We start from the raw sequence: 22,314 nt of genomic DNA, 5'->3' as shown, positions 1-22,314 counted from the left end.
GAGACGGCGGCGCGACATCGGGACTGGTTGCCCTCTCGAGTCATCCGCCCCAGTTCAGATCGCTCGAGAGGGCCCACCGTCCTGCCCGGACGGAAGGGGAGGGCGGCGAAGATCTCGCTGCTCTCGTCGGCTGTTCTCCCCATAAGTCAGCCGGTAGCCCCCGCTACTCTGAGCAGAATATCGCTAATCGTCTTTGTCCGCCATTTGGGGGACAAAGAAATGTACGAATGTTTCTTCCAAATTTTGGGCACTCGGTGAGAATCGCACCCGGGGTTGCCTTCGGCATCCGCACTCCTAAAGTGGATCCATGGACAGAAGGCTCGTGCTGAACGCCCACCTCGCCGTCGCGCGGGGGCATCGCGTTGACGTCATGGAGGCCGTCGACGAGGAGAGCGGACGAGCATCGGTGTTGCAGATCGTGGACCTCGACAGCGGCGTCCGCTACGTACGAGATGAGGGCACGCGCGGTGACATCGTGCGCTGGTCTGGTCGGGTGTCGGACTGCACAGTGACCGTCGGCTCCGACGCGCGCACAGTGCTCACGATCGATGTCGAGGGAGGTGGCGCTGGGGAGACGAACGCCCGGGCGGCGCTGCTCGGCGCCGACGCCGCCGTCGAGGCGGCCAAGGCCGAGGCCGACCGGTGGGGCGGGTCAGAGGGAGTGCCCGAGCCGGAGACCGACCGCTTCTGGTGAGGTGCCGCCCCCGTCGACTCAGCGGAAGTCCCGCGAACGGTGCGAGACGCCCGTCCGCAGGTCTTCGAACGCATCGGCGAGGATGTTGATCACTCCCTCGGGCGAGCGCTCCAGGATGCCGCGGATGATGAGCGCCGGCGAATCACGAGCGATCCGCCGGTAGCGCGCCCACACCCCGGTCGAGCAGATGACGTTGACCAGGCCGCTCTCGTCCTCGAGGTTCAGGAACGTGACGCCCGCCGCGGTCGCCGGCCGCTGCCGATGCGTGACGAGCCCCGCGACCTCGACCCGGCGGCCGGTCTCGTGCGATTGGAGGTCACGGGAGGTGAGCACGCCGCGATCGGCCAGCGCCGCACGGAAGTGCGCCATCGGGTGATCGTCGGTGGAGACTCCTGTCGCCCAGAGGTCCGATGACAGCTGCTCGTAGCTCGACTGATCGGCGAACAGCGGCGGCTGCACCGAGACGACGGTGCCGGGCAGGAACCGAGATCGGTCCTCGGCGGCCGCTCCCGCGAGCCACATCGCCTCCCGCCGCTGCAGACCCAGCGACTCGAACGCGCCGGCCGTGGCCAGAGCCTCCAGCTGCGCGGCTGTGGCATCGGTCCTCCGCACGAGGTCGTGCAGGTCGCGGTACCGCCCGTGCGCCTCGCGCTCCGCGACGATCCGTTCAGCGAGGGGGAGCCCGATGCCGCGGACGCCGCTGAGGCCGAGCCTGACCGCATACCCGCCGTCACGCCGGTGAGCCGCCGACTCGTCGGGCAGTGTGCGGTCGAAGCGAGGGGTGTCCGGCTGGTCGGCCTCACGGCAGGAGTCGAGGCCCGTCGGCATCCGCTCCGTCGCCTCGGAGAGCGGCTCGAGCGAGTCGGTGGCCGCCGACGCGTGCAGATCCGGCCGCCTCACCTCCACGCCGTGACGGCGGGCATCGGCCGTCAGGGTCGCCGGCGAGTAGAAGCCCATGGGTTGAGAGCGCAGGAGACCGGCGAGGAACGCCGCGGGGTAGTGCAGCTTCAACCAGGAGCTCGCATAGACGAGCAACGCGAACGAGAGGGAGTGCGACTCCGCGAAGCCGAAGTTCGAGAACGCCTGGATCTGCGCGTAGATCCGGTCGGACTGCTCCTTCGAGAGGCCGCGCCGCGTCATCCCGGAGTAGAGCTTGTCGCGCACCTTCTCGATCTTCTCGAGACCGCGTTTGGAACCCATGGCGCGTCGCAGCAGATCGGCCTCGTCCGCCGTGCAGTCGCCGATCGCCGTGGCCATCTGGATCAGCTGCTCCTGGAAGATCGGAATGCCGAGTGTTCGCTCCAGGATCGGCTTGAGATCCTCGTGCGGATACGGGACCTCCAGCAGCACCGGCTCCTCACCCCTGGTGGCGCGGGCGCGGTTCTCCTCGTCGAGGGCGTCCTTCGCCATCTTCCGGCGGACGAACGGATGCACAGCCCCGCCCTGGATGGGGCCGGGGCGGATCAACGCGATCTGGATCGCCAGGTCGTAGAAGCGGCGCGGCTGCAGGCGGGGGAGCAGACCGATCTGCGCTCGAGACTCCACCTGGAACACGCCGATCGAGTCGGCGCGGCAGAGCATGTCGTAGACGGCCGGCTCCTCCTTCGGCAGCGTCTCCAGCGTCCACTCCTCCCCGGTGGCATCGCGGATCAGGTCGAAGCAGTGCTGCAGGGCGGCGAGCATGCCGAGGCCCAGCAGGTCGAACTTCACCAGTCCCATCCAGGCCGCGTCGTCCTTGTCCCACTGGATGACGGTGCGGTTCTCCATGCGGGCGTGCTCGACGGGGACGACCTCGCCCACCGGTCTCGCCGTGAGCACCATGCCGCCGGAATGGATGCCGAGGTGCCGCGGCGCCTTCAGCAGCTCGCCGGCGTACTCCAGCACGTTCGCGGGGATGTCGTGCTCGTCGGCGACCTCCAGCCTCGTGCTCCAGCCGTCGACCTGACGCGACCAGGCGTCCTGCTGGCCCACCGAGTGCCCGAGTGCTCTCGCCATGTCGCGCACGGCGTTCTTGGGGCGGTACTGGATGACGTTCGCGACCTGCGCCGCGCGCTCCCGCCCGTACTCGCGGTAGACCCACTGGATGATCTCCTCGCGGCGGTCGGAGTCGAAGTCCACATCGATGTCCGGCTCCTCCGAGCGGGTCGTCGCGAGGAACCTCTCGAACGGGAGTCGGTAGAGGATGGGGTCGACCGCGGTGATCCCCAGCAGATAGCAGACAGCGCTCGCCGCAGCCGAGCCGCGGCCTTGGCACAGGATGCCGCGTCGCCGCGCCTCGGCCACGATGCCGTGCACGATGAGGAAGTAGCCGGGGAAGTCCTTCTCCTCGATGACGTCGAGCTCGCGGTGGATGCGTCGCCGGCCGTCGTCGTCCAGGCGGGGATACTTCGTCGGCACCGCTTCCCATACGAGGTGCCGCAGCCAGGTCATGGGCGTGTGCCCCTCCGGCACCTCCTGCTTCGGGAGAGCCGGCCGTGCGCGTCGCAGCGGGAAGGCGGATGCCGCGGCGATCTCGAGCCCGGAGGAGATCGCCCCGGGGTAGCGGCGGAACCGCGCTGCCATCTCGGCGCCGCTGCGCAGGTGCGCCCCGCCGTGTGCGGGCAGCCAGCCGTCGAGCTCGTCCATGCTGCGCACCGCCCGGACCGCGGAGACCGCTTCGGCGAGGGCGGCCCTGTCGGGTGTCGCGTAGTGCACGTTGTTCGTCGCGACCACGGGCAGCCGCAGCCGACGGGCGAGGTCGGCGAGGGCGTCGTTGCGGCGGGTGTCCAGCGGGTCGCCGTGGTCGAAGAGCTCGACGACCACGCGATCCCGACCGAAGAGGTCGACGAGCCGACGCAACGGGGTCATCGCGTCGCCGGCCTCGAGCCCTCGGCGGACAGCGCCCTTGCGACATCCTGTGAGCACCGTCCAGTGCCCGGCGGCCGTCGCCGCGAGCTCGTCGATGTCGTAGACCGGCCGTCCTTTCTCGCCGCCCCGGAGGTGCGCTCCCGTCATCGATGCCGACAGGCGGTGGTACCCCTCGAGGCCGTCGGCGAGCACGAGCAGATGATCGCCGACCGGATCGGCCGCCCCGCGCTGCGGCCCGTCGAGTCCGAGGGAGAGCTCGGCGCCGTACACGGTCTGCACCTGCACCTCCATCAGCTCCGCGACCTCGGCGAAGCGCGCCGCGCCGTAGAAGCCGTCGTGGTCGGTGAGGGCCAGCGCCGAGAGGCCGAGCCGTTCGGCCTCGGCGAGGAGGTCTTCCGGTGACGATGCCCCGTCGAGGAAGGAGTACGACGAATGCGCGTGCAGTTCGGCATAGGGCACGGGGTCGGTCGGACGGGTGACCGCCGTCGGCGGGTTCCGCTTCTTCCGGGTGCTGACCGGTCCGGGGTCGGGGCGGTCGAGGCGGGGCTCGGGGCCGCCGATCGGATACGGCGACTCCTCGCCGCTCAGGGTGCGTTCGAGCTCGCGCCAGGTCTGCGGAGGGTTGTGCCATCCCATCAGCGATACCGTCCCTCGGCCCACCAGCGGTCGCCGGCGGAGAACACCAGCCACGCACGATCGTGACCGTCGACGATCTGCAGTCGGTGCCCTCTCTTGCCGCCCGAGCTCTCCCACCGTCTCTCGTGGATCGGCCAGGGGCCGGCCCAGGCGCGCACCTCGACGCCGTCGATCCGTGCGGGGACCGCGGAGAGTGCTCCTCGCTCATCGATCTGCACCGACTCTCCGTCCGGAGTCTGCACGCCGATGGGTCGAGGAGGACGGAAGACCTCGGCGGGGAGCGGGTCGGGAAGACTCCCCGGCCAGGGCTGATCGGGGTCGCGCGGCGCGACGGATCGCTCGCCCCACGGGGTCAGCACCTGCCGGTCGGCGAGCCAGCGACCGCCCGAGAGCGCGGCCGTCACCACGCCCTGATGGCCCAGCATCGTCTGCACACGCGAGACGGCGTGGTGGAGGCGCTCGTCGGTGCCGGAGCCGAAGAGTCCCGGCTGGTGATGGGCGGCGTCGTCGACGGCCGTCGGCGCGATGCGCACCATCGCGATGCCGCCGAAGGCCCGCGCCTCGCCGACCGGCTCCTTCGCCGACTCGGCGGCCAGCGCCTCGAGCTGCCAGCGCACGCGGTCGACGAGATCCGCCGCATCGAAGCAGGTCGGATGCAGCCAGGTGCGGGAGTACACGCGACCGTCGTCGTCGGTGAGGTCGATGCGCACCTCCGTGCAGACCACCGAGGCATCAGCCAGGGCGAGCATCACCGCGTCCGAGGTCTGCCGCACTGCGAAGGCCACCTGGTCGGCACCTGCCAGCGGGGTCTCGAACTCGATGGAGCGCACGAGCTCCGGGTCGGGCGGTCGGGGCACGACCGCCCGGGAGTCGGCGCCGGCGGCGAGGGCGTGCAGCCGAGCTCCGCGCTCGCCGAAGCGGTCGCGCACCTCGATCGCATCGAGCCGGGCGAACTCGCCGAGGGTGCGCACTCCGAGGCGGGTGAGCAGTCCGGTGAGCTGGTCGTCGCGCAGCACCCCGACGGGGAGCGGGTGCAGGAACTCCTCGGCGCGCCCGGACGGGACGACCGTGCAGGGCCCGGAACCGCGGGCGGCGAGTTCGGCGGTGAAGGGGCCGTCGGCGATCCCCACGCGCACTTCGGGATACCCCGCTTCGGCGAGGATGCGGATCAGGGCATGACCGGCTTCCGGTTCGCCGTCGTGGTAGCGGGAGATGCCCCGTGCGCGCAGCGCGGCGAGGCCGGGGCGCAGCAGGGCGGCACCCGGCGCGTGCTTCTCGATGAGCTGCAGCACGGGCAGGAATGCCCGCTCGTCCCGCGCCGGGTCGTGGGGGATCACCCGCAGCGAGGAGATGTGCCCCTGCGCGATGCGGCGGCGCTGGCCTGCGCGCACGCCGTGCTCTCGCGCCGACGCTGTGCAGGCGACCACCGTGTTCGCGTGAACGATCGCGGTGGGAGGATGCGGCGGCGCTCCGCCCAGGGCCGCCCGGAGCGGCCAGTCGGGGAACCAGAGGACCAGGACGCGGAGGGGAGCGCTCATCCGGCCACCGCCAGCGGGTACTCGGGTGGGCTCGCGTCTCCCTCGCGCAGGGCCGGCAGCGCGGTCAGCTCGGTGATCGTCTCCGCGGCAGCCTGTTCCGCGATCGCCTCGACGGCACCGTGGCTTCCCGGGAGCCGCACCCGCACGCTCGCACCCGTCGGGGTGTGCCTGGTGCGTGCGGTCACGGTCGCCGTCGATCCCTCGATCAGTCCCCAGCCCTCGCCGATGCCCTCCCACTGCTGGTCGTGCAGGCGGATGGCGCCCTCGCTCTGCGGCCATGCCCCGTAGTGCTCGGACTCGGTGACCAGCAGTGTGGTGCCGCGGTCGCGCAGTCGGGCGCTCAGGCGGGAGGCATCGGCATCGCGCACCCGTCCTCCCGGCTGCACGGCGATGAGGGGCACGACCTCGGCGAGAGCGGAGGCGGCGGCGAGCCAGCGGTCTCCGGGATCGGGGACGAGGATCAGCCGGGGAAGCTCGATCCCGAACGCCGAGGCCGCCTCGACGCCCAGCGTCGGCATGCCGACCACGGCGCACCAGAGACCGCGTCGGGAGGAAGCGCTGAGCAGAGCGAGCACGAGGCTGGGGGACGGGGACACCGTGTACGCGGCGCCGGCCTGGAGACCCTGATCGGGGAGCAGCGGGGCGAGTGCCTCGTCGATCGGGAGCAGGGGGAGATCGCTGCGGCGGCGCTGCATGCGGCTGATCTCCCGGCGCAGCCGGAGCACCTCCCCGGCACGGGAATCACCCGCCGGGGAGATCGTCGACACCGCATCGAACCCCATGCATCCATCCTCGAAGCTATGTACGAATAAATCAACTGGATCAGATGACGATAGTTCGAACCTCCGACATCCCTTCGCGAACGGTCATGTCGGAGATCCTGGATACGCTGTCGCCCATGCAGATCGAGTTCGAGAGCTCTGTCACCCGCTGGGAGAAGCGCGTCGACGACTGGTTCTTCGCCACCATGCCGGAGGAGATCTCGCTCGAGATCCGCGAGCTTCCCGCGCCGCAGCGGGGATTCGGATCCCTGCGAGTGCGAGCGCGCATCGGCTCGTCCCTCTGGAGCACCTCGATCTTCTTCGACGGGGCTGCATTCGTACTCCCGCTCAAGAAGGCGATCCGCGACGCGCAGGGCATCACCGAGGGTGACGTCGTGCTCGTCGACCTCGACATCATCGATCTCTGAACAGGCCGCGGGTTATCCACACCCGGCGGCGCACGGCATCCGGGCATTCCCTAGCCTTCCCGGATGGATCCGCGTCCCGTGCTCATCGTCCTCGTGCATCTGGGCCTCGTCGTCGTCGCCGCCCGACTCGTCGTGATCGACCTCCGCAGCCACCGACTGCCCGATCGGATCGTGCTCCCGACCCTCGGCGTGCTACTCCTCCTCGCCGTCGTCGACGCGGCGCTCACGCATGACACGGCCCCGCTGATCCGAGGCGTGGCGGGGCTCCTGATCCTCGGCGGCTTCTACGCACTGCTGCGCCTGATCAGCCGCGACGGCATGGGCGGGGGAGACGTGAAGCTCGCGGCCACGATCGGCCTGGTGCTCGGCTGGCACGGCTGGCAGGAACTCGTCGTCGGCGCGGCGGCCGCCTTCGTGCTCGGGGCCCTCTTCGCCTGCGCACTGATGCTCCTCCGTCGAGCGGACGGAGCCACCCGCATCGCCTTCGGGCCGTGGATGATCGCCGGAGCGGTGCTCGGTCTCGCCGTGGGCTGAGAACGCAACCGAGGCGACGGCGCTAGGGTGAGGGCATGGCACTCGCACGACTTCACGGAGGCCCGCTCGACGGGCAGATCATCCCTCTCGACGACGACGCGGACGACAAGCTGATCGTCCCCTACAGCGAGACGCAGGTGGTGTACAACCGTCGCGGAGACGCGCAGAACACCGGCGACTCCGACGGCCCGACCGAACTGGACTACTGGTACGACGAGTCCCTCGAGGAAATCAACCCTTCGGATGACTGACGCGCACGACCCCGCCGAGCCGTCGCGCGTCGTCGAGGTCGAGCGCAAGTACGACGTCGATCCGGGAACGCCGCTGCCGGACTGGCACGGCCTCCCCGGAGTCGACGCGGTGTCGGAGGGCGAGGTGCGCGAGCTCGACGCCCGCTACCTGGACACCGCCGATGTCGCGCTGTCGCGCTCCGGCGTGGCGCTCCGCCGCCGCACCGGCGGCCCCGACGCCGGCTGGCACATCAAGGGTCCTCGTGAGGGCGACGGGCGCCTCGAGATGGGCTGGCCGCTCGGAGACGACGATTCCGTTCCGCAGGCGATCGTCGACGCGCTCGCGCGCTGGACCACCGACGAGCTGTCGCCGCTGGCACGTATCGAGAACCGTCGCACCGCCTACCTGCTCTCCGGGCCGCACGGTGTGATCGCCGAGTTCGTCGACGACCACGTCAGGGCCACGGACCTGCGCCATGACGTGCAGCGCGAATGGCGCGAGTGGGAGCTCGAACTCGGGCCCGCGGCGCCGACCGGGGCTGCCGCCCGCGCCGCCTTCTTCGCGGCAGCCGAAGCGGCGATCTCCGCCGCGGGCGCACGCGCAGCGGCATCCGACTCCAAGCTCGCCAGAGCACTCGGGTTCTGAGGGAGCGCAACCCCCTTCCCGCGCCGGGACGGCTCATGCTTGAGTGACAGCATGAGCCGTCCCGCTGTACTCCGATCGCTGCACACGATCGTCCCCGACACCGTCCTCCGGCAGAACGAGGTGCGCGACGTGTTCGCGTCGCAACCCGACGTCGGCCGTCTCGGCCAGCGTCTCATCGGAGCATCGTTCAACGGGTCGGGCATCGACACGCGCCACACGGTCATCGACGAGCTCTCGCTCGCCACCCACACCGATGACCCGACGTTCTTCGATCGCGAATCCGGCAGACTTCTCGCTCCGGGCACCAAGGTCCGCAACGAGTTCTACGTGGAGCAGGCGACCCCGCTCTTCATCGCGGCGGCCCGGGGTGCGCTCGACGCGTCCCCTGACGTGCAGGCCTCGGACGTGACCCACGTGATCACGGTCTCCTGCACGGGCTTCCACGCCCCGGGGCCGGAATACGAGATCGTCCGGGCGCTGGGGATGCGCGACAGCGTGCAGCGCTACCATCTGGGCTTCATGGGATGCTACGCCGCGATGCCCGCGCTGAAGGCGGCGAGTCAGTTCTGCGCGGCCGACCCGGATGCGGTCGTGCTGGTGGTGAGCGTCGAGCTGTGCACGCTGCACCTGCGGTCGTCGGAGGACCCCGACCTCATCGTCGCGTGCTCGCTCTTCGCCGACGGCGCCGCCGCCGGCATCGTGACCGCCCGCGAGCTGCCGGCGGGGGAGCGCGGAGTGGTGCTCGACGGCTTCCACACCGCGATCGCCGAAGAGGGCGAGAAGGACATGGCGTGGACCATCGGCGACAGCGGCTTCGAGATGATCCTGTCGACGGCCGTGCCGCAGATCATCGGCGAGACGATCATCGGCGCCATCCGCCCCCTCTACGCCCGCGACGAGGACCTTGCCGACGCGTTCGACGAGGGGCGCGTCGGCGATCGCGTCGAGCACTGGGCCATCCACCCGGGCGGTCGCAGCATCCTCGACCGCATCCAGGACCGGCTGCATCTCAGCGACGAGCAGATGATGCCCGCACGCGAGACGCTGCGTGAGAAGGGCAACATGTCGAGCGCGACCATCCTCTTCGTACTCGAGCGCATCCTCGACGGGGGCGCACGGAACGGGTCGCGCGTGGCGGCGATGGCCTTCGGCCCTGGACTCACCGCCGAGAGCGCGCTGATGACCGTGGTCGCGCCTGACGCCGCATGAGGCACGATCTCTCCGTCCGCGACGTCCGGGTGCGCGAGCTCATGGACGAGGCGGACGCCGATCTCCGGATGCTGGAGCGCACCTACGAGCGGTTCGGACTGGTGAACGCACTCGTCTCCCGACCCGGACGGCTCTATCGGAGGGACATCCGTCCACGCGCACGGCGCGGACCCGTGCGCGTCCTCGACATCGGCGCCGGGGGTGCCGATGCGTGCCGTCTGCTCGCGGCCCGTCTGCGGCGCGACGGACTCACCGGCTCGATCACGGCACTCGATGCGGATGCGCGGGCGATCGACTGGGCAGCTCGACACGACGACGGCGCAGGCATCGAGTACCGGCACGCCCTGTCATCGGATCTCGTCGCCGAACGAGCGACGTTCGACGTGATCTTCTCCAACCACGTGCTGCATCACCTCGACGACGGCGAGCTGCAGGGCATCCTCGACGACTCCCGGCGTCTCCTCGCGCCGGGCGGAATCGCCGTGCACCGAGACATCGCCCGCAGTGCGACCGCCTACGCGCTGTTCGCCGCGGCGACCCGGCCCTTCGCAGGCAGTCTCCTCCGTGGCTCCTTCATCCGCGAGGACGGCCTGATCAGCATCCGTCGCTCGTACACGCGCCGGGAGCTCGCTGCAGCCGTCCCGGAGGGATGGCGGGTGGAATCCGGGCTCCCGGCCCGACTCGAGGCGAGGTGGGAGGCGGTCGATGCCCGCCCATGAGGTGATGGTCGTCGGAGGCGGCCCGGTCGGGCTCCTCTTCACCACCCTGCTCCTCCAGCAGGGCATGGACGCCGTGGTCTTCGAGCGGCGAGGCGAGACGGACACCAGGACGAGGGCGATCGGCATCCATCCGCCGGGCCTCGACGCTCTCGACGCGGCGGGAATCGGCGCAGCCCTGCGGTCGGAGGCCCTGGAGCTCGACGGCGGCGAGGTGCGCAGTCGACGCCGTCTGCTCGCGGCCGTGCGCTTCGACGCGGACAGGCCTGTTCACGTCCTCGCCCAGCCGCGCACGGACGCCCTGCTGCGCGCGCGACTGCGAGAGCTTTCCCCTGAGGCGCTGCGACCCGGACGCACGGTGAGGTCGCTGCGCGATGACGGTCGGGAGGTGACCGCGCAGGTCGAGGGCGCCGAGGGCGCGCGCGAGGTCTCGGCGGCGTTGGCCGTCGTGGCCGACGGAGTGCACAGCGGTCTCCGGCGGGCGCTCGGAGCGGGCTGGCGGCGAACGCCGGGGGCGGCGCCGTACGCGATGCTGGATGCCGACGACCCCGAACCCGATCGCGTGGCCGTGCTGCACTGCGAACCGGAGGGACTGGTGGAGTCGTTCCCGCTGCCCGGAGGGCGCCGCCGATGGGTGCTGCGTCAAGACCGCCCCACGGCGATCGATGCAGCGGACTTCCGAGCCCGCATCGCCCAGCGCACCGGCATCCGGCTGTCGATCGACCCGGGGACGCAGCCTGCGCGGTTCCTGGCTTCGCAGCACGTCGCCGAGCGGTTCGCACAGGGACGCATCGCACTGCTGGGCGATGCGGCCCGCGAGATCAGCCCCATCGGAGGGCAGGGGATGAACCTCGGTTGGTCGGATGCCGTCGCCCTGGCCGACATCGTTGGTCGCTCTTCCCGGCGTCGTCCCGACCTCGAGGGTTACGCGCGGGACGCCCGGCGGTCGGCTCGGCGCGCCCAGCGCCGGTCGGCCTTCTACATGTCGATGGGCGCTCCGGCCACCGGCACGCGTCTCATCGCCCGCGAGGCCCTGATGTCGGCGCTCGGCACGCGTCCGATCCGAGGATGGACAGCGGGGCTGATCACCATGCGCGGTCTGTGACCGGACGCACGAAGGCCCGGCGCCGCGTGAGCGGACCGGGCCTTCGAGACGTCGCGATCAGAAGTTGATCATGTGACCCGCGAGACCGTGGAAGCCCTCCTGCAGAGCCTCGGACAGCGTCGGGTGCGTGTGCACGTTGCGGGCGAGCTCGAGCGCGGTGAGGTCCCACTTCTGCGCGAGGGTCAGCTCGGGCAGAAGCTCCGAGACGTCGGGGCCGATCATGTGGGCGCCGATGAGCTCGAGGTGCTCCGCGTCGGCGATCAGCTTGACGAAGCCGACGGGCTCGCCGAGGCCGTGCGCCTTGCCGTTCGCCATGAAGGGGAAGGTGGCGACCTTGATCTCTCGACCCTCGTCCTTGGCCTGCTGCTCGGTGAGACCGAACGATGCGACCTGCGGCGAGCAGAACGTCGCGCGCGGCATCATGCGGTAGTCGCCGAGCGTCTGGGTCTCGGCCTTTCCGATGGTCTCGGCCGCGACCACACCCTGCGCCTCCGCGACGTGTGCGAGCTGCAGCTTCATCGTCACGTCGCCGATGGCGTAGATGCCCTCGACGTTCGTGCGCATGTGGTCGTCGATGTCGATCGCACCGCGCTCGGTGAGCTTGACGCCCGTCTTCTCGAGGCCGAAGCCCTCGACGTTCGGGGCGAATCCGACCGACATGAGCACCTTGTCGGCCTCGATCGACGACTGCTGGCCGTCCTTGCCCGTGTACGAGACCGTGACGGAGGATCCGTTGTCGACGACGCTCTCGACCTTGGTGGAGGTGAGGATGTCGACGCCGTAGTTCTTGTACTGCTTGGCGATCTCCTTCGACACGTCCGCGTCCTCATTGGGGAGAGCGCGGTCGAGGAACTCGATGATCGTGACCTTCACGCCGTAGTTCGTCATGACGTAGGCGAACTCCATGCCGATGGCGCCGGCGCCGACGATGACGATCGACTTCGGGAGCTCGCGGCTGAGGATCTGCTCCTCGTAGGTCACGACGTTGTCGCTGAGCTGGACGCCCGGAAGCAGACGGACCTTCGAGCCGGTGGCGATGATCACGTTGTCGAACGTGACCTCTTCGGTCGTGCCGTCGGACTTGGCTACCGAGATGGCCTTCGGACCGGTGAAGGTGCCGCGACCGTCGTACTCGGTGACCTTGTTCTTCTTCATCAGGAAGTGGATGCCCTTGACGCGGCCGTCCGCGACGACGCGGCTGCGATCGAACGCCTTGCCGTAGTCGATGGAGAACTCGCCGGAGATGCCGAAGAAGTCGGCCTTGTGGTTCAGGGTGTGCGCGAGTTCCGCGTTCTTGAGAAGCGCCTTGGAGGGGATGCAGCCGACGTTGAGGCAGACACCGCCCCAGTACTTCTCTTCGATGATGGCCGTGGAGAGGCCGAGCTGCGCGCTGCGGACGGCGGCGACGTATCCACCAGGACCGGCACCGAGGATGACGACATCGTAGTGAGGCATGGCTCCAGCCTATCGCTCCATCGGGGCGTCGGAATCGGGATCGGAGGGGTCTGCGACGGCGGTCTCGGCATCGCGAGCGCGGCCTTTCAGGGCGACGGCGATGACGCCCGCGACGGCGGCGGCGAGCACGCCGGCGATCGCGAGGAGCCAGATCCAGGTGGTGGCCGAGGACCCGTCCTCCGCGGATTCCGACGGCTGCGGCGTCGGCGTCGCGGCCGGAGCGGCGGTCGCCTCCGCGGTGGGCGTCTCCTCCGGCGTCGCGCTCGGGCCGGGAGCGGGGGCCGTGACCGTGCTGTTCGCGACCGTGAAGTCGAACTCGCCGGAGGTGGGGTGACCGTCGCTCGAGACGATCTTCCAGATCACGTGGTAGCCACCCGCTGCCGCCTCGGCGACCAGCGGCTGGGTGACGATCGCGCCGTCCACGCTCGCTGCTCCGTCGGTGACCGACGCGCCCGAGGCGTCGGTCACGACCACTTCCGTCGCGCCGTCGCCGTCGATGAGCTTCGCGCTGAAGGTCAGGGTCAGTGCGGCGGGGAGCGTCTCGACCGCGCTGTCGGCCTCCGGGGAGGACGCGATCAGGCTGTCGTGGGCGGATGCCGACAGCGGGGCGATCAGGAGGAGGAATCCCGTCAGCAGCGCGGCGGCCAGGGCGACGGGGACGAGGGAACGGCGGCGGGCGACGGTTTTCACGCTCCCCAGCCTAGGAGCGTCCGATATACGACGGCTGAGTGGCGCTCGGCCCTCCCGCGAGCGCCCGCCGATCAGTTAGTCTGGACGACGAGGAGGGCACAGTGACAGACAGCGACAGCCGACCGGCCCACGACGCCGCGATCCACCGTTCCGGCGAGCAGCGGCACGACGTGACGCAGACGTTCGGGCACGATTCAGACCTCTCGTTCGTGCCGTTCGGCGTGGAGTTGACCGACGTCGAGCAGAGTGCCATCGCAGCCCTCCCCGCGGGGTCGGCCCTTCTCCTGGTGCGCTCCGGCGCTCTCGCGGGAGCCCGATACCTCCTCGACACCGACGTCACCACGGTCGGGCGTCACCCCGAGGCCGACATCTTCTTCGACGACGTGACGGTGTCGCGGCGTCACGCCGAGATCACCCGTAGCGGGTCGACCTTCGAGATCATCGATCAGCGCTCGCTCAACGGCACATACGTCAACGGCGAGCGGGTCGACCGCAGCGTCCTCGTCGACGGCTCGGAGCTGCGTGTCGGCAAGTTCCGGCTGAACTTCTTCGTCTCCCCGGTCGATCGCCCAGCGGCGAACGCCTGATGGCGGCGTCCCCCGCCCGTGAACGCTCGGCGTCCGCGGGCCTTCTGAGCATTGGTCAGGTGCTCGCGAGGCTCACGCCGGAGTTCCCCGATCTCACGTCGAGCAAGCTGCGCTTCCTCGAAGTCCAGGGCATCGTCACCCCGTCTCGCACCGAATCGGGGTACCGCAAGTTCTCGCAGGCCGACATCGAGCGCCTCCGGCTCGGCCTCACGCTTCAGCGCGACCACTACCTCCCGCTCAGCGTGATCCGTGCGCAGCTCGATGAGGCGGAGGCCGGCGGCGATGCCGCGCTGACCGCCCCTCCGTCGATCGCCCCGACCCCGCGGCGGTACCGTCGCGACGAGCTGCTGTCTGCCGCAGGAGCAGGGCCGCAGCTGCTCAACGACGCGATCAGCACCGGCGTCGTCACCGCGCAGGAGACTTATCCCGAATCGACGGTGACTCTGCTGCGCGGTCTGGTCGCTCTCGACCGGCACGGTATCGAACCGCGCCACCTCCGCTCGTTGCGACAGAGTGCCGACCGCGAGGTGGCGCTGATCGAGTCGGCCCTGTCGGCGCTGTTGCGGCGGACCGATGCCGCCTCCCGCGGTAAAGCGGGGGAGATGGCGCCGAGTCTCGCCGCCAAGATCGACGAGGTGCGCTCGCACTTCGTGAAGGAAGCGATCGCGAAACTGCTTTCGTAACGAACTGATTGCGACACACCTTCGGGGTGTCGCGGATGTCGTTGCCGCTGCCGGGGGCCTGCTCTACCGTGGAGGTAACGGCTCCAGAGAGGAATTCAGATGAATGCGGACGAGCGTGCAGACGACCCGCGGTTCGTGACCGAACTCCTCTTCACCGACGGTCTGCCGGCGATGGACGACGAGGTCGGCTACCGTGGTGCGGTCGCCGCCCGGGCCGCCGGCATCACCTACCGTCAGCTCGATTACTGGGCCCGCACCGAGCTCGTCGAGCCCACCGTGCGGGGCGCGAGCGGCTCCGGCTCGCAGCGTCTGTACGGGTTCCGCGACATCCTCGTGCTCAAGCTCGTGAAGAGCCTTCTCGACACCGGCATCTCGCTGCAGCAGATCCGCACGGCCGTCGACGAACTGCGCCGAGCGGGCATCCGCGATCTGGCCGGGACCACGCTCATGAGCGACGGTGCGTCCGTCTACCTGTGCACCTCCAATGACGAGGTGATCGACCTCGTGAGCCGCGGCCAGGGAGTCTTCGGCATCGCCGTCGGCAAGGTGCTCCGCGAGGTGGAGTCGACGCTGGTCGAGTTCGACCCGACCGCGCCGGACCCCGTGGATGAGCTGAGCGCCCGGCGCGCCAAGCGCTCGGCCTGAGTCGCGCTGAACCGCAGCGACAGACGGAGAACGCCCGCTCGATGAGCGGGCGTTTCGCGTCTGTGCCGGACTCGGGGTCGTGGCGATCAGGCTTGCGCGCCCGACTCCGAGACGGGGATGCGGCCGGTGCGGATGATGCGGTCGAGCAGCGAGTCGAAATCGGCGGCGAGTTCCTGAGCGGAGTCTCCGGGCCAGATGTGCAGCGGCTTTGCCGCGCCCTGTGCCTGCTGAAGTGATGTGCGCTCCGGCAGTTGGGGCGAGAGGACGAGCGGGCCGAACATGTCGCGGAGCTCCTTGATGCGGAACTGGTGCTCGATGGACTGCGGCCGCACCCGGTTCACGACGATGCCGAGCGGCTGGAGACGAGGGGAGAGGCCGCGGCGGATCTCCTCGATCGCGCGCAGGGCCCGGTCGGCCGCGGCGACGGAGAAGAGCCCCGGCTCCGTGACGACCATGACGCGGTCGCTGGCCGCCCACGCCGTGCGGGTGAGGGCGTTCAGCGACGGCGCGCAGTCGATGAGCACGAGGTCGTAGTCGGCCTCGACGGCGGCCAGGGCCTCCTCGAGCTTCCACACGTCGCGGACGCTCGGGTGGGGGCCGTCGAAGTTGATGGCCGACGGGCTGCCGATCAGCACGTCGATGGTGCCGGGGTGCACCTTGGCCCAGCCGCTGGAGGTGATCGCCTGACGGACCACCTTCTCCTTGGGGTTGGCGAGGACGTCGGCGATGTTGAGCCGACCGGCCACCTGGATGTCCATTCCGGTGGACACATCCGACTGCGGGTCGAGGTCTACGACGAGAGTGCGGACACCGCGGGCGAAGGCCGCTGAGGCCAGTCCGAGTGTCACGGTCGTCTTGCCGACGCCTCCTTTGAGAGAGCTGACGCTGAGTACGTGCACGGACTCCACGTTACCTTCCCCTAGGCTGGGTGCACACTCAGCCCCGCCCCATGCGCGCCGATCACGTCGCGCATCGAGCTCTCAGAGGTGTGCATGTTCCAGAAGATCCTGGTGGCGAACCGCGGCGAGATCGCGATCCGTGCCTTCCGTGCGGCAGTCGAGGTCGGAGCGAGGACGGTGGCCGTCTTCCCGCACGAGGACCGGGGCTCGGTCCATCGACTGAAGGCCGACGAGGCCTATGAGATCGGCGAGCGAGGGCATCCGGTCCGGGCGTACCTCGACGTCGACGAGATCATCCGGGTCGCCAAGGAGGCGGGTGCCGACGCGATCTACCCCGGTTACGGGTTCCTGTCGGAGAACCCCGACCTCGCCGAGAAGGCCGCGGCGCACGGCATCGCGTTCATCGGCCCACCGGCGTCCGTGCTCGAGATGGCCGGCAACAAGGTCGAGGCCAAACGGCACGCGGTCGAGGCCGGAGTGCCCGTGCTGCGGTCGACCGAGGCGTCGGACGACGTCGACGCGCTCGTCGCGCAGGCCGAGGAGATCGGGTTCCCCCTCTTCGCGAAGGCCGTGGCCGGGGGCGGTGGCCGCGGCATGCGCCGCGTCGAGGCCCTCCCGGAGCTCGCACCTGCGCTCGCAGAGGCGATGCGCGAGGCGCAGAGCGCGTTCGGCGACCCGCGGATGTTCCTCGAGCAGGCCGTGGTGCGGCCACGGCACATCGAGGTGCAGATCCTCGCAGACAAGACCGGCGAGACCGTCCATCTGTTCGAGCGCGACTGCTCGGTGCAGCGCAGACACCAGAAGGTCGTCGAGATCGCACCGGCTCCGAACCTGGACGATGACGTGCGTGCCGCCCTGCACGGCTACGCGGTCGCCTTCGCCCGGTCGATCGGCTACGAGAACGCCGGCACGGTGGAGTTCCTGCTCGAGACGGCGGGGGAGCGGGCCGGCGAGGTCGTCTTCATCGAGATGAACCCCCGCATCCAGGTCGAGCACACGGTAACCGAGGAGGTGACCGACGTCGACCTCGTGCAGAGTCAGATGCGCATCGCGGCCGGACAGACCCTCGCCGACCTCGACCTGCAGCAGAAGCACCTGCACCTGCGCGGCGCGGCGCTGCAGTGCCGGATCACGACGGAGGACCCCACGCAGGGCTTCCGCCCCGACACCGGGAAGATCACCACGTACCGCTCGCCTGGTGGCGCCGGCATCCGTCTCGACGGCGGCACGGTGCATCAGGGCGCGCAGATCAGCCCGCACTTCGATTCGATGCTCGCGAAGCTGACCTGTCGCGGACGGGACTTCCCCGCGGCGGTGGCCAGGGCACGTCGCGCCCTCGCCGAGTTCCGCATCCGCGGCGTCTCGACGAACATCCCCTTCCTGCAGGCCCTGCTCGACGACGACGCGTTCGTCGCGGGCGACGTCAGCACGTCGTTCATCGACGAGCGTCCGGAGCTGCTGCGCGGCCGGGCGTCGAAGGACCGCGGCACGAAGATCCTGAACTGGCTCGTCGACGTCACCGTCAACAAGCCGCACGGCGCGCATCCCGGCGTGATCGATCCGCGCGTCAAGCTCCCGACGATCGACCTTTCGGTGGAGCCGGTCGCCGGATCCCGCGAGCGACTGCTCGAGCTCGGTCCGGAGGGATTCGCGCGCAGCCTGCGCGAGCAGAGCGCTCTTGCGATCACCGACACGACGTTCCGCGATGCGCACCAGTCGCTGCTCGCCACCCGGGTCCGCACCCGCGACCTGGTCGCCGCCGCGCCGTATCTTGCTCGCCTGACTCCGGGACTGCTCTCCGTCGAGGCCTGGGGAGGGGCGACCTACGACGTCGCGCTGCGCTTTCTCGGCGAGGACCCGTGGGAGCGCCTGGACAAGCTCCGGGCGGCGCTGCCGAACATCGCCATCCAGATGCTGCTGCGAGGGCGCAACACGGTCGGGTACACGCCGTACCCTGAAGCCGTCACGGACGCGTTCGTGCAGGAGGCAGCCGCGAGCGGCATCGACATCTTCCGGGTCTTCGACGCCCTGAACGACGTCGGTCAGATGCGTCCGGCGATCGACGCTGTGCGCAGCACGGGCACGGCGGTGGCGGAGGTCGCGCTGTGCTACACGGGTGACCTGCTGAACCCCGCCGAGAACCTCTACACGCTCGACTACTACCTGCGCCTCGCCGAGCAGATCGTCGACGCCGGCGCGCACATCATCGCCATCAAGGACATGGCCGGGCTCCTCCGGCCGGCGGCCGCAGCGAAGCTCGTCACGGCGTTGCGTGAGCGCTTCGACCAGCCCGTGCATCTGCACACCCACGACACCCCCGGAGGACAGCTCGCGACGCTGCTCGCCGCGAGCGCCGCGGGCGTGGATGCCGTCGACGCGGCATCCGCTCCGCTCTCCGGCACCACGAGCCAGCCGTCGCTGTCGTCGCTCGTCGCCGCTCTCGCCCACACCGAGCGGGACAGCGGCATCGATCTCGCGGGGGTCTCGGACCTCGAGCCGTACTGGGAGGCGGTGCGGCGCCAGTACGCGCCGTTCGAGTCCGGCCTTCCGGGACCTACGGGGCGCGTGTACCACCACGAGATCCCCGGCGGTCAGCTCTCGAACCTGCGCCAGCAGGCCAAGGCGCTCGGCCTCGCCGACGATTTCGAGCTCATCGAGGACATGTACGCGGCGGCCGACCGCATCCTCGGCCGGGTGCCGAAGGTGACTCCTTCGTCGAAGGTGGTCGGTGATCTCGCCCTGCATCTCGCCGCCGTGAAGGCCGACCCGGCGGACTTCGAGGCGAACCCCGAGAAGTACGACGTGCCGGACTCGGTCGTCGGCTTCATGTCGGGGGAGCTCGGGGACCTGCCGGGCGGATGGCCGGAGCCGTTCCGCTCGAAGGTGCTGGCCGGTCGCTCGATCCGCGCCGGTGTCACCGACATCTCGGCGGACGACGAGCGGGCTCTCGCCGGGGAGAGCGCGGAGCGGCGCGAACGCCTCAACACGCTGCTCTTCCCCGCCCCGACCAGGGAGTTCGCGCAGACGCGCGAGCTGTTCGGCGATCTCTCGGTGCTGGACACGGCCGACTACCTCTACGGCCTCGTCCAGGGGCAGGAGCACCTGGTCGAGATCGACCGCGGCGTGCAGCTGTACGTCGGACTCGAGGCGATCGGAGACGCCGACGAGCGCGGCATCCGCACGGTCATGACGACGCTCAACGGTCAGCTGCGCCCGGTGTTCGTGCGGGATCGATCCGTGGCGGTCGACGCGCACGAGGTCGAGAAGGCCGACACCTCGGTGCCCGGTCAGGTGGCTGCTCCGTTCTCCGGCGTCGTCACGCTCAAGACCGAGGTCGGAGCATCGGTGGCGGCCGGGGAGCCGGTCGCGTCGATCGAGGCGATGAAGATGGAGGCGGCCATCACCGCCCCCATCGCGGGCATCGTCGAGCGCCTCGCGATCGGCGGCACGCAGCAGGTCGACGCGGGAGACCTTTTGGTCGTCATCCGTCCGGCGCACTAATCTTGTGCGGGCGAGGGCCGCGCTCGCTGCAGCGCTCCCGAGGCCCGACCGAGCTTGGAGTGACGACGTGACCCCGAAGAACGTGGCAGAGCCGCCGGACGACGAATCCCGCGGTGTGCTCGACGATGCCGCATCCCTGGACACGACGGGGATCGGCATCCTCGGACACACCGCCCAGGTGAGCGTCCAGCTGCCGAAGGACGAGGACGACGCGCTGGAGGACGACGGCGTCGTCGAGGGCGAGGTCGTCGCCGACCTCATCGTCGACGAACCCGTCCCCGCCGCGAAGGCGGCTGCCGAGATCTCGGAGGTGTCTCTCTCGACACCGATGATCATCGAGCTGCCCGCAGAGCAGGTCGACGCGAAGCCGGCTGCGCCGACGGCGGAGGAAGACGTTTCGAACGCCGAGGCCGAAGCCGATGCCACGGACGAGGAGCTCGCCGTCGTCGGAGCCGACCGGGTGGTCGTCGACCAGGATTCGTCCATCGAACCGGAGGACGACGTCGAGGGCGACGGTCCGGATGACGAGACCATCGAGCCCGACGTGGTCGACGAGTCCGACGAGATCGCGGAGCACGACATGGTCGTGGAGTCCGACGGAGCCGGCGAGCTTGGCGAGGCTGCCGACGTCGAGGACGGGTCGGAGTCGCCGGAACCGGATGCGGTCGTCGGCCGCGAGGTTGCCGAGACCGCGTCGGAGGACGGCGCCGCATCGGACCGCGCCGACGACGTCAGGCTCCCCGAACAGACGCAACCTGCGGAGAGCGAGGATGCCGCGCCCGCGCTGACTGCCACGGGATCCGAGCTCACCACCGAACTCGATCATGACGCGGAGGCGGCCGCCGCGGCGGTGTTCGTCGCACGTGCTCGTGCCGATCTCGACACCCGCTCGCGCACACGCGCGAGCGACGCCGTGCGACCGAAGGAGGATGCCGTGGTGGAGCAGCCCGAGAAGCCGGTGCCGACCCGTCACGCCGCCCGTGCGTCGCGCTCCGACGTGCAGTTGACGGCGAAGCGCCTCGACGACCTCAGCGATACCTCGCGCGAGAGCGCCGATCTGCTCACGGCCGACCGACTGCTCGATCCGCACCGCGTCACGAAGCCCGAGCCCGAGGGAGCCTGGAGTCACTTCCTGTACACGATCTCCGGACGACGCATCAACATCGGCGACGGTCGACGCGCACGCGAGCGCAAGGCGCTCACGTCGCGCATCGCGGCGCCGCTCACGGGTGGTGCGCGATTCGTGCCCGTGCTGTCGCGCAAGGGTGGTGTGGGCAAGACGATTCTGACGACACTGCTCGGCATGGCGCTCGCCGATGCCAGGGACGACCGGGTGATCGCCGTGGACGCCAATCCCGACCGCGGTACCCTGGCCGACCGCGTCGTGCGCCCGCAGCACAACCGCTCGGTGCGCGACCTCGTGCGCATCCACGACGACATCAAGGGATACCACGACATCTCGGGGGTCGTCTCTCGCGACGTCACGCGCCTCGACGTGCTCGCGTCGGACTCCGATCCTCGCATCGCGGAGGCCTTCAGCGACAGCGACTACCGTGACGTCGCGGAGGTCGCCGCGCACTACTACTCGCTCGTGCTCACCGACACGGGTACGGGCATCGTGCACTCGGTGATGGCGGCGACGCTCGACCTCGCCGATCAGTTCGTCATCGTGTCCGGGCTCAGCGTCGACGAGGCGCGACTCGCCTCCGAGACCCTGACCTGGCTCGAGACGAACGGCTATGCCGAGCAGGCGAGGGATGCCGTCGTCGTGCTGAACCAGTCGCACCCCGGCGCTCCACTGGTGCGTCTCGACGAGCTCGAGAACCACTTCCGCACGCGGGCGAAGCACGTCGTGCGGATGCCGTACGACGCGCAGATCGCCGGCGGCGGCCCGATCGTGTTCGCGAACCTGCAGCCGGAGACGAGGAAGGCGGCGCGGGAGATCGCGGCGCTGCTCGTCGAGGGACTCCGAGCGAAGGCGGCCTGATGACTGTCCGTGAGATCCGGGTTTTCGGCGATCCGGTGCTCCGCACCGCATGCGCCCCGATCGAGGAGATCGACGACGGCGTGCGTGCGCTCGTCGCCGACCTCGTCGACACCGTCGAGCTGCCAGGGCGAGCCGGTGTGGCAGCTCCGCAGATCGGCGTCGCGCTGCGCGCGTTCAGCTACAACATCGACGGCGACATCGGGTACGTGATCAACCCTGTGCTCACCGAGGTCCGCGGTGAGCCGGTGCCGACAGGGGAGGGCTGCCTGTCCGTCCCCGGCCTCTGGCACGACGCCCTGCGCCACCCGTGGGCACGGGTCGAGGGCATCGACCTCGACGGCGAGCCGGTGGTGCTCGAGGGCGAGGGACTGCTCGCTCAGGCGCTCCAGCACGAGACCGACCACCTCGACGGCAAGCTCTACCTCTCCCGGCTCGACGCCGAGACCCGCAAGCGAGCGATGCGCGAGGTGCGCGAGAGCTCCTGGTTCTGAGGTCTCGGCCCTCGTCGAGCCGCCCCGTAACG

Annotated in this window: 20 protein-coding genes; 14 read left to right on the top strand and 6 right to left on the bottom strand. The window is 70.0% G+C overall.

Going from position 1 to position 22,314, the window contains the following annotated elements:
* Positions 1-307: 307 nt before the first annotated feature.
* Entirely contained in the window at positions 308-694 is a 387-nt protein-coding gene (locus tag M3195_RS15390) for a hypothetical protein (protein ID WP_251588866.1), read from the top strand.
* 18 nt (positions 695-712) lie between these two features.
* Here M3195_RS15390 and M3195_RS15385 read toward each other — a convergent pair whose 3' ends face one another.
* Genes M3195_RS15385 through M3195_RS15375 form a run of 3 tightly spaced genes read right to left on the bottom strand, consistent with a single transcriptional unit; the run spans position 713 to position 6,497 of the window.
* Positions 713-4,177, bottom strand: a complete 3,465-nt coding sequence (locus M3195_RS15385) for an error-prone DNA polymerase (RefSeq protein WP_251588864.1) — start codon at positions 4,175-4,177, stop codon at positions 713-715.
* On the bottom strand, positions 4,177-5,715 hold the full coding sequence (locus tag M3195_RS15380; protein WP_251588862.1) for a DNA polymerase Y family protein: 1,539 nt from the start codon (positions 5,713-5,715) through the stop codon (positions 4,177-4,179). Before M3195_RS15380 ends, M3195_RS15385 begins: the two co-directional genes overlap by 1 nt.
* Positions 5,712-6,497, bottom strand: a complete 786-nt coding sequence (locus M3195_RS15375) for a hypothetical protein (RefSeq protein WP_251588861.1) — start codon at positions 6,495-6,497, stop codon at positions 5,712-5,714. The genes M3195_RS15380 and M3195_RS15375 overlap by 4 nt, the downstream gene beginning before the upstream one ends.
* A gap of 116 nt (positions 6,498-6,613) precedes the next feature.
* Between M3195_RS15375 and M3195_RS15370 the strand changes: the two genes are divergently transcribed.
* The 7 genes from M3195_RS15370 (at position 6,614) to M3195_RS15340 (ending at position 11,344) form a co-directional block, all read left to right on the top strand.
* Positions 6,614-6,904 carry a DUF1905 domain-containing protein gene (locus tag M3195_RS15370; protein ID WP_251588860.1) on the top strand — a complete coding sequence of 97 codons (291 nt, stop codon included), beginning with the start codon at positions 6,614-6,616 and terminating at the stop codon, positions 6,902-6,904.
* Between the two features lie 63 nt (positions 6,905-6,967).
* Entirely contained in the window at positions 6,968-7,438 is a 471-nt protein-coding gene (locus M3195_RS15365) for a prepilin peptidase (RefSeq protein WP_251588859.1), read from the top strand.
* Positions 7,439-7,473: 35 nt separating this feature from the next.
* Entirely contained in the window at positions 7,474-7,689 is a 216-nt protein-coding gene (locus M3195_RS15360) for a response regulator (protein ID WP_251588858.1), read from the top strand.
* A complete protein-coding gene (locus M3195_RS15355; protein ID WP_251588857.1) occupies positions 7,682-8,314 on the top strand; it encodes a CYTH domain-containing protein in 633 nt (210 codons plus the stop codon). Before M3195_RS15360 ends, M3195_RS15355 begins: the two co-directional genes overlap by 8 nt.
* A gap of 51 nt (positions 8,315-8,365) precedes the next feature.
* Complete coding sequence (locus M3195_RS15350) at positions 8,366-9,523, top strand: type III polyketide synthase (protein WP_251588856.1); 1,158 nt, start codon at positions 8,366-8,368, stop codon at positions 9,521-9,523.
* Entirely contained in the window at positions 9,520-10,242 is a 723-nt protein-coding gene (locus tag M3195_RS15345) for a methyltransferase domain-containing protein (RefSeq protein ID WP_251588855.1), read from the top strand. The genes M3195_RS15350 and M3195_RS15345 overlap by 4 nt, the downstream gene beginning before the upstream one ends.
* Entirely contained in the window at positions 10,229-11,344 is a 1,116-nt protein-coding gene (locus M3195_RS15340) for an FAD-dependent oxidoreductase (protein ID WP_251588853.1), read from the top strand. Before M3195_RS15345 ends, M3195_RS15340 begins: the two co-directional genes overlap by 14 nt.
* 57 nt (positions 11,345-11,401) lie before the next feature.
* On the opposite strand, the gene lpdA is transcribed toward M3195_RS15340, so the two are convergent.
* Together lpdA and M3195_RS15330 are read right to left on the bottom strand one after the other, a co-directional pair.
* Entirely contained in the window at positions 11,402-12,799 is a 1,398-nt protein-coding gene (gene lpdA, locus M3195_RS15335) for a dihydrolipoyl dehydrogenase (RefSeq protein ID WP_251588852.1), read from the bottom strand.
* Between the two features lie 9 nt (positions 12,800-12,808).
* On the bottom strand, positions 12,809-13,489 hold the full coding sequence (locus tag M3195_RS15330; RefSeq protein WP_251588850.1) for a copper resistance CopC family protein: 681 nt from the start codon (positions 13,487-13,489) through the stop codon (positions 12,809-12,811).
* A 101-nt stretch (positions 13,490-13,590) separates the two neighbouring features.
* On the opposite strand from M3195_RS15330, the gene M3195_RS15325 reads away from it, so the two are divergent.
* From M3195_RS15325 to M3195_RS15315, 3 genes are all read left to right on the top strand, one after another.
* Positions 13,591-14,076 carry an FHA domain-containing protein gene (locus M3195_RS15325; RefSeq protein ID WP_251588848.1) on the top strand — a complete coding sequence of 162 codons (486 nt, stop codon included), beginning with the start codon at positions 13,591-13,593 and terminating at the stop codon, positions 14,074-14,076.
* Positions 14,076-14,759 carry a transcriptional regulator FtsR gene (gene ftsR / locus M3195_RS15320; RefSeq protein ID WP_251588846.1) on the top strand — a complete coding sequence of 228 codons (684 nt, stop codon included), beginning with the start codon at positions 14,076-14,078 and terminating at the stop codon, positions 14,757-14,759. The genes M3195_RS15325 and ftsR overlap by 1 nt, the downstream gene beginning before the upstream one ends.
* Before the next feature lie 99 nt (positions 14,760-14,858).
* Positions 14,859-15,404, top strand: coding sequence for a MerR family transcriptional regulator (locus tag M3195_RS15315; protein WP_096715689.1), 546 nt, complete (start codon positions 14,859-14,861; stop codon positions 15,402-15,404).
* A gap of 86 nt (positions 15,405-15,490) precedes the next feature.
* Here M3195_RS15315 and M3195_RS15310 read toward each other — a convergent pair whose 3' ends face one another.
* On the bottom strand, positions 15,491-16,303 hold the full coding sequence (locus M3195_RS15310; RefSeq protein ID WP_096715767.1) for a ParA family protein: 813 nt from the start codon (positions 16,301-16,303) through the stop codon (positions 15,491-15,493).
* A gap of 93 nt (positions 16,304-16,396) precedes the next feature.
* Here M3195_RS15310 and M3195_RS15305 point away from each other — a divergent pair, with 93 nt between their 5' ends.
* The 3 genes from M3195_RS15305 (at position 16,397) to def (ending at position 22,282) form a co-directional block, all read left to right on the top strand.
* Positions 16,397-19,804 carry a pyruvate carboxylase gene (locus M3195_RS15305; protein ID WP_251588844.1) on the top strand — a complete coding sequence of 1,136 codons (3,408 nt, stop codon included), beginning with the start codon at positions 16,397-16,399 and terminating at the stop codon, positions 19,802-19,804.
* Between the two features lie 67 nt (positions 19,805-19,871).
* Positions 19,872-21,791 (top strand): MinD/ParA family ATP-binding protein, encoded by a 1,920-nt coding sequence (locus M3195_RS15300; RefSeq protein WP_251588842.1) that lies wholly within the window; start codon positions 19,872-19,874, stop codon positions 21,789-21,791.
* Positions 21,791-22,282: a peptide deformylase gene (gene def, locus M3195_RS15295; protein WP_251588840.1), complete on the top strand. Its 492-nt coding sequence runs from the start codon at positions 21,791-21,793 to the stop codon at positions 22,280-22,282. The genes M3195_RS15300 and def overlap by 1 nt, the downstream gene beginning before the upstream one ends.
* Positions 22,283-22,314 lie beyond the last annotated feature (32 nt).

The organism is Microbacterium hydrocarbonoxydans, assembly GCF_023715885.1.
In the GTDB taxonomy this organism is placed as follows: domain Bacteria; phylum Actinomycetota; class Actinomycetes; order Actinomycetales; family Microbacteriaceae; genus Microbacterium; species Microbacterium hydrocarbonoxydans_C.
The sequence above is the reverse complement of the archived record's forward strand: the minus strand, read 5'-3'. Positions and strand labels throughout refer to the sequence as shown.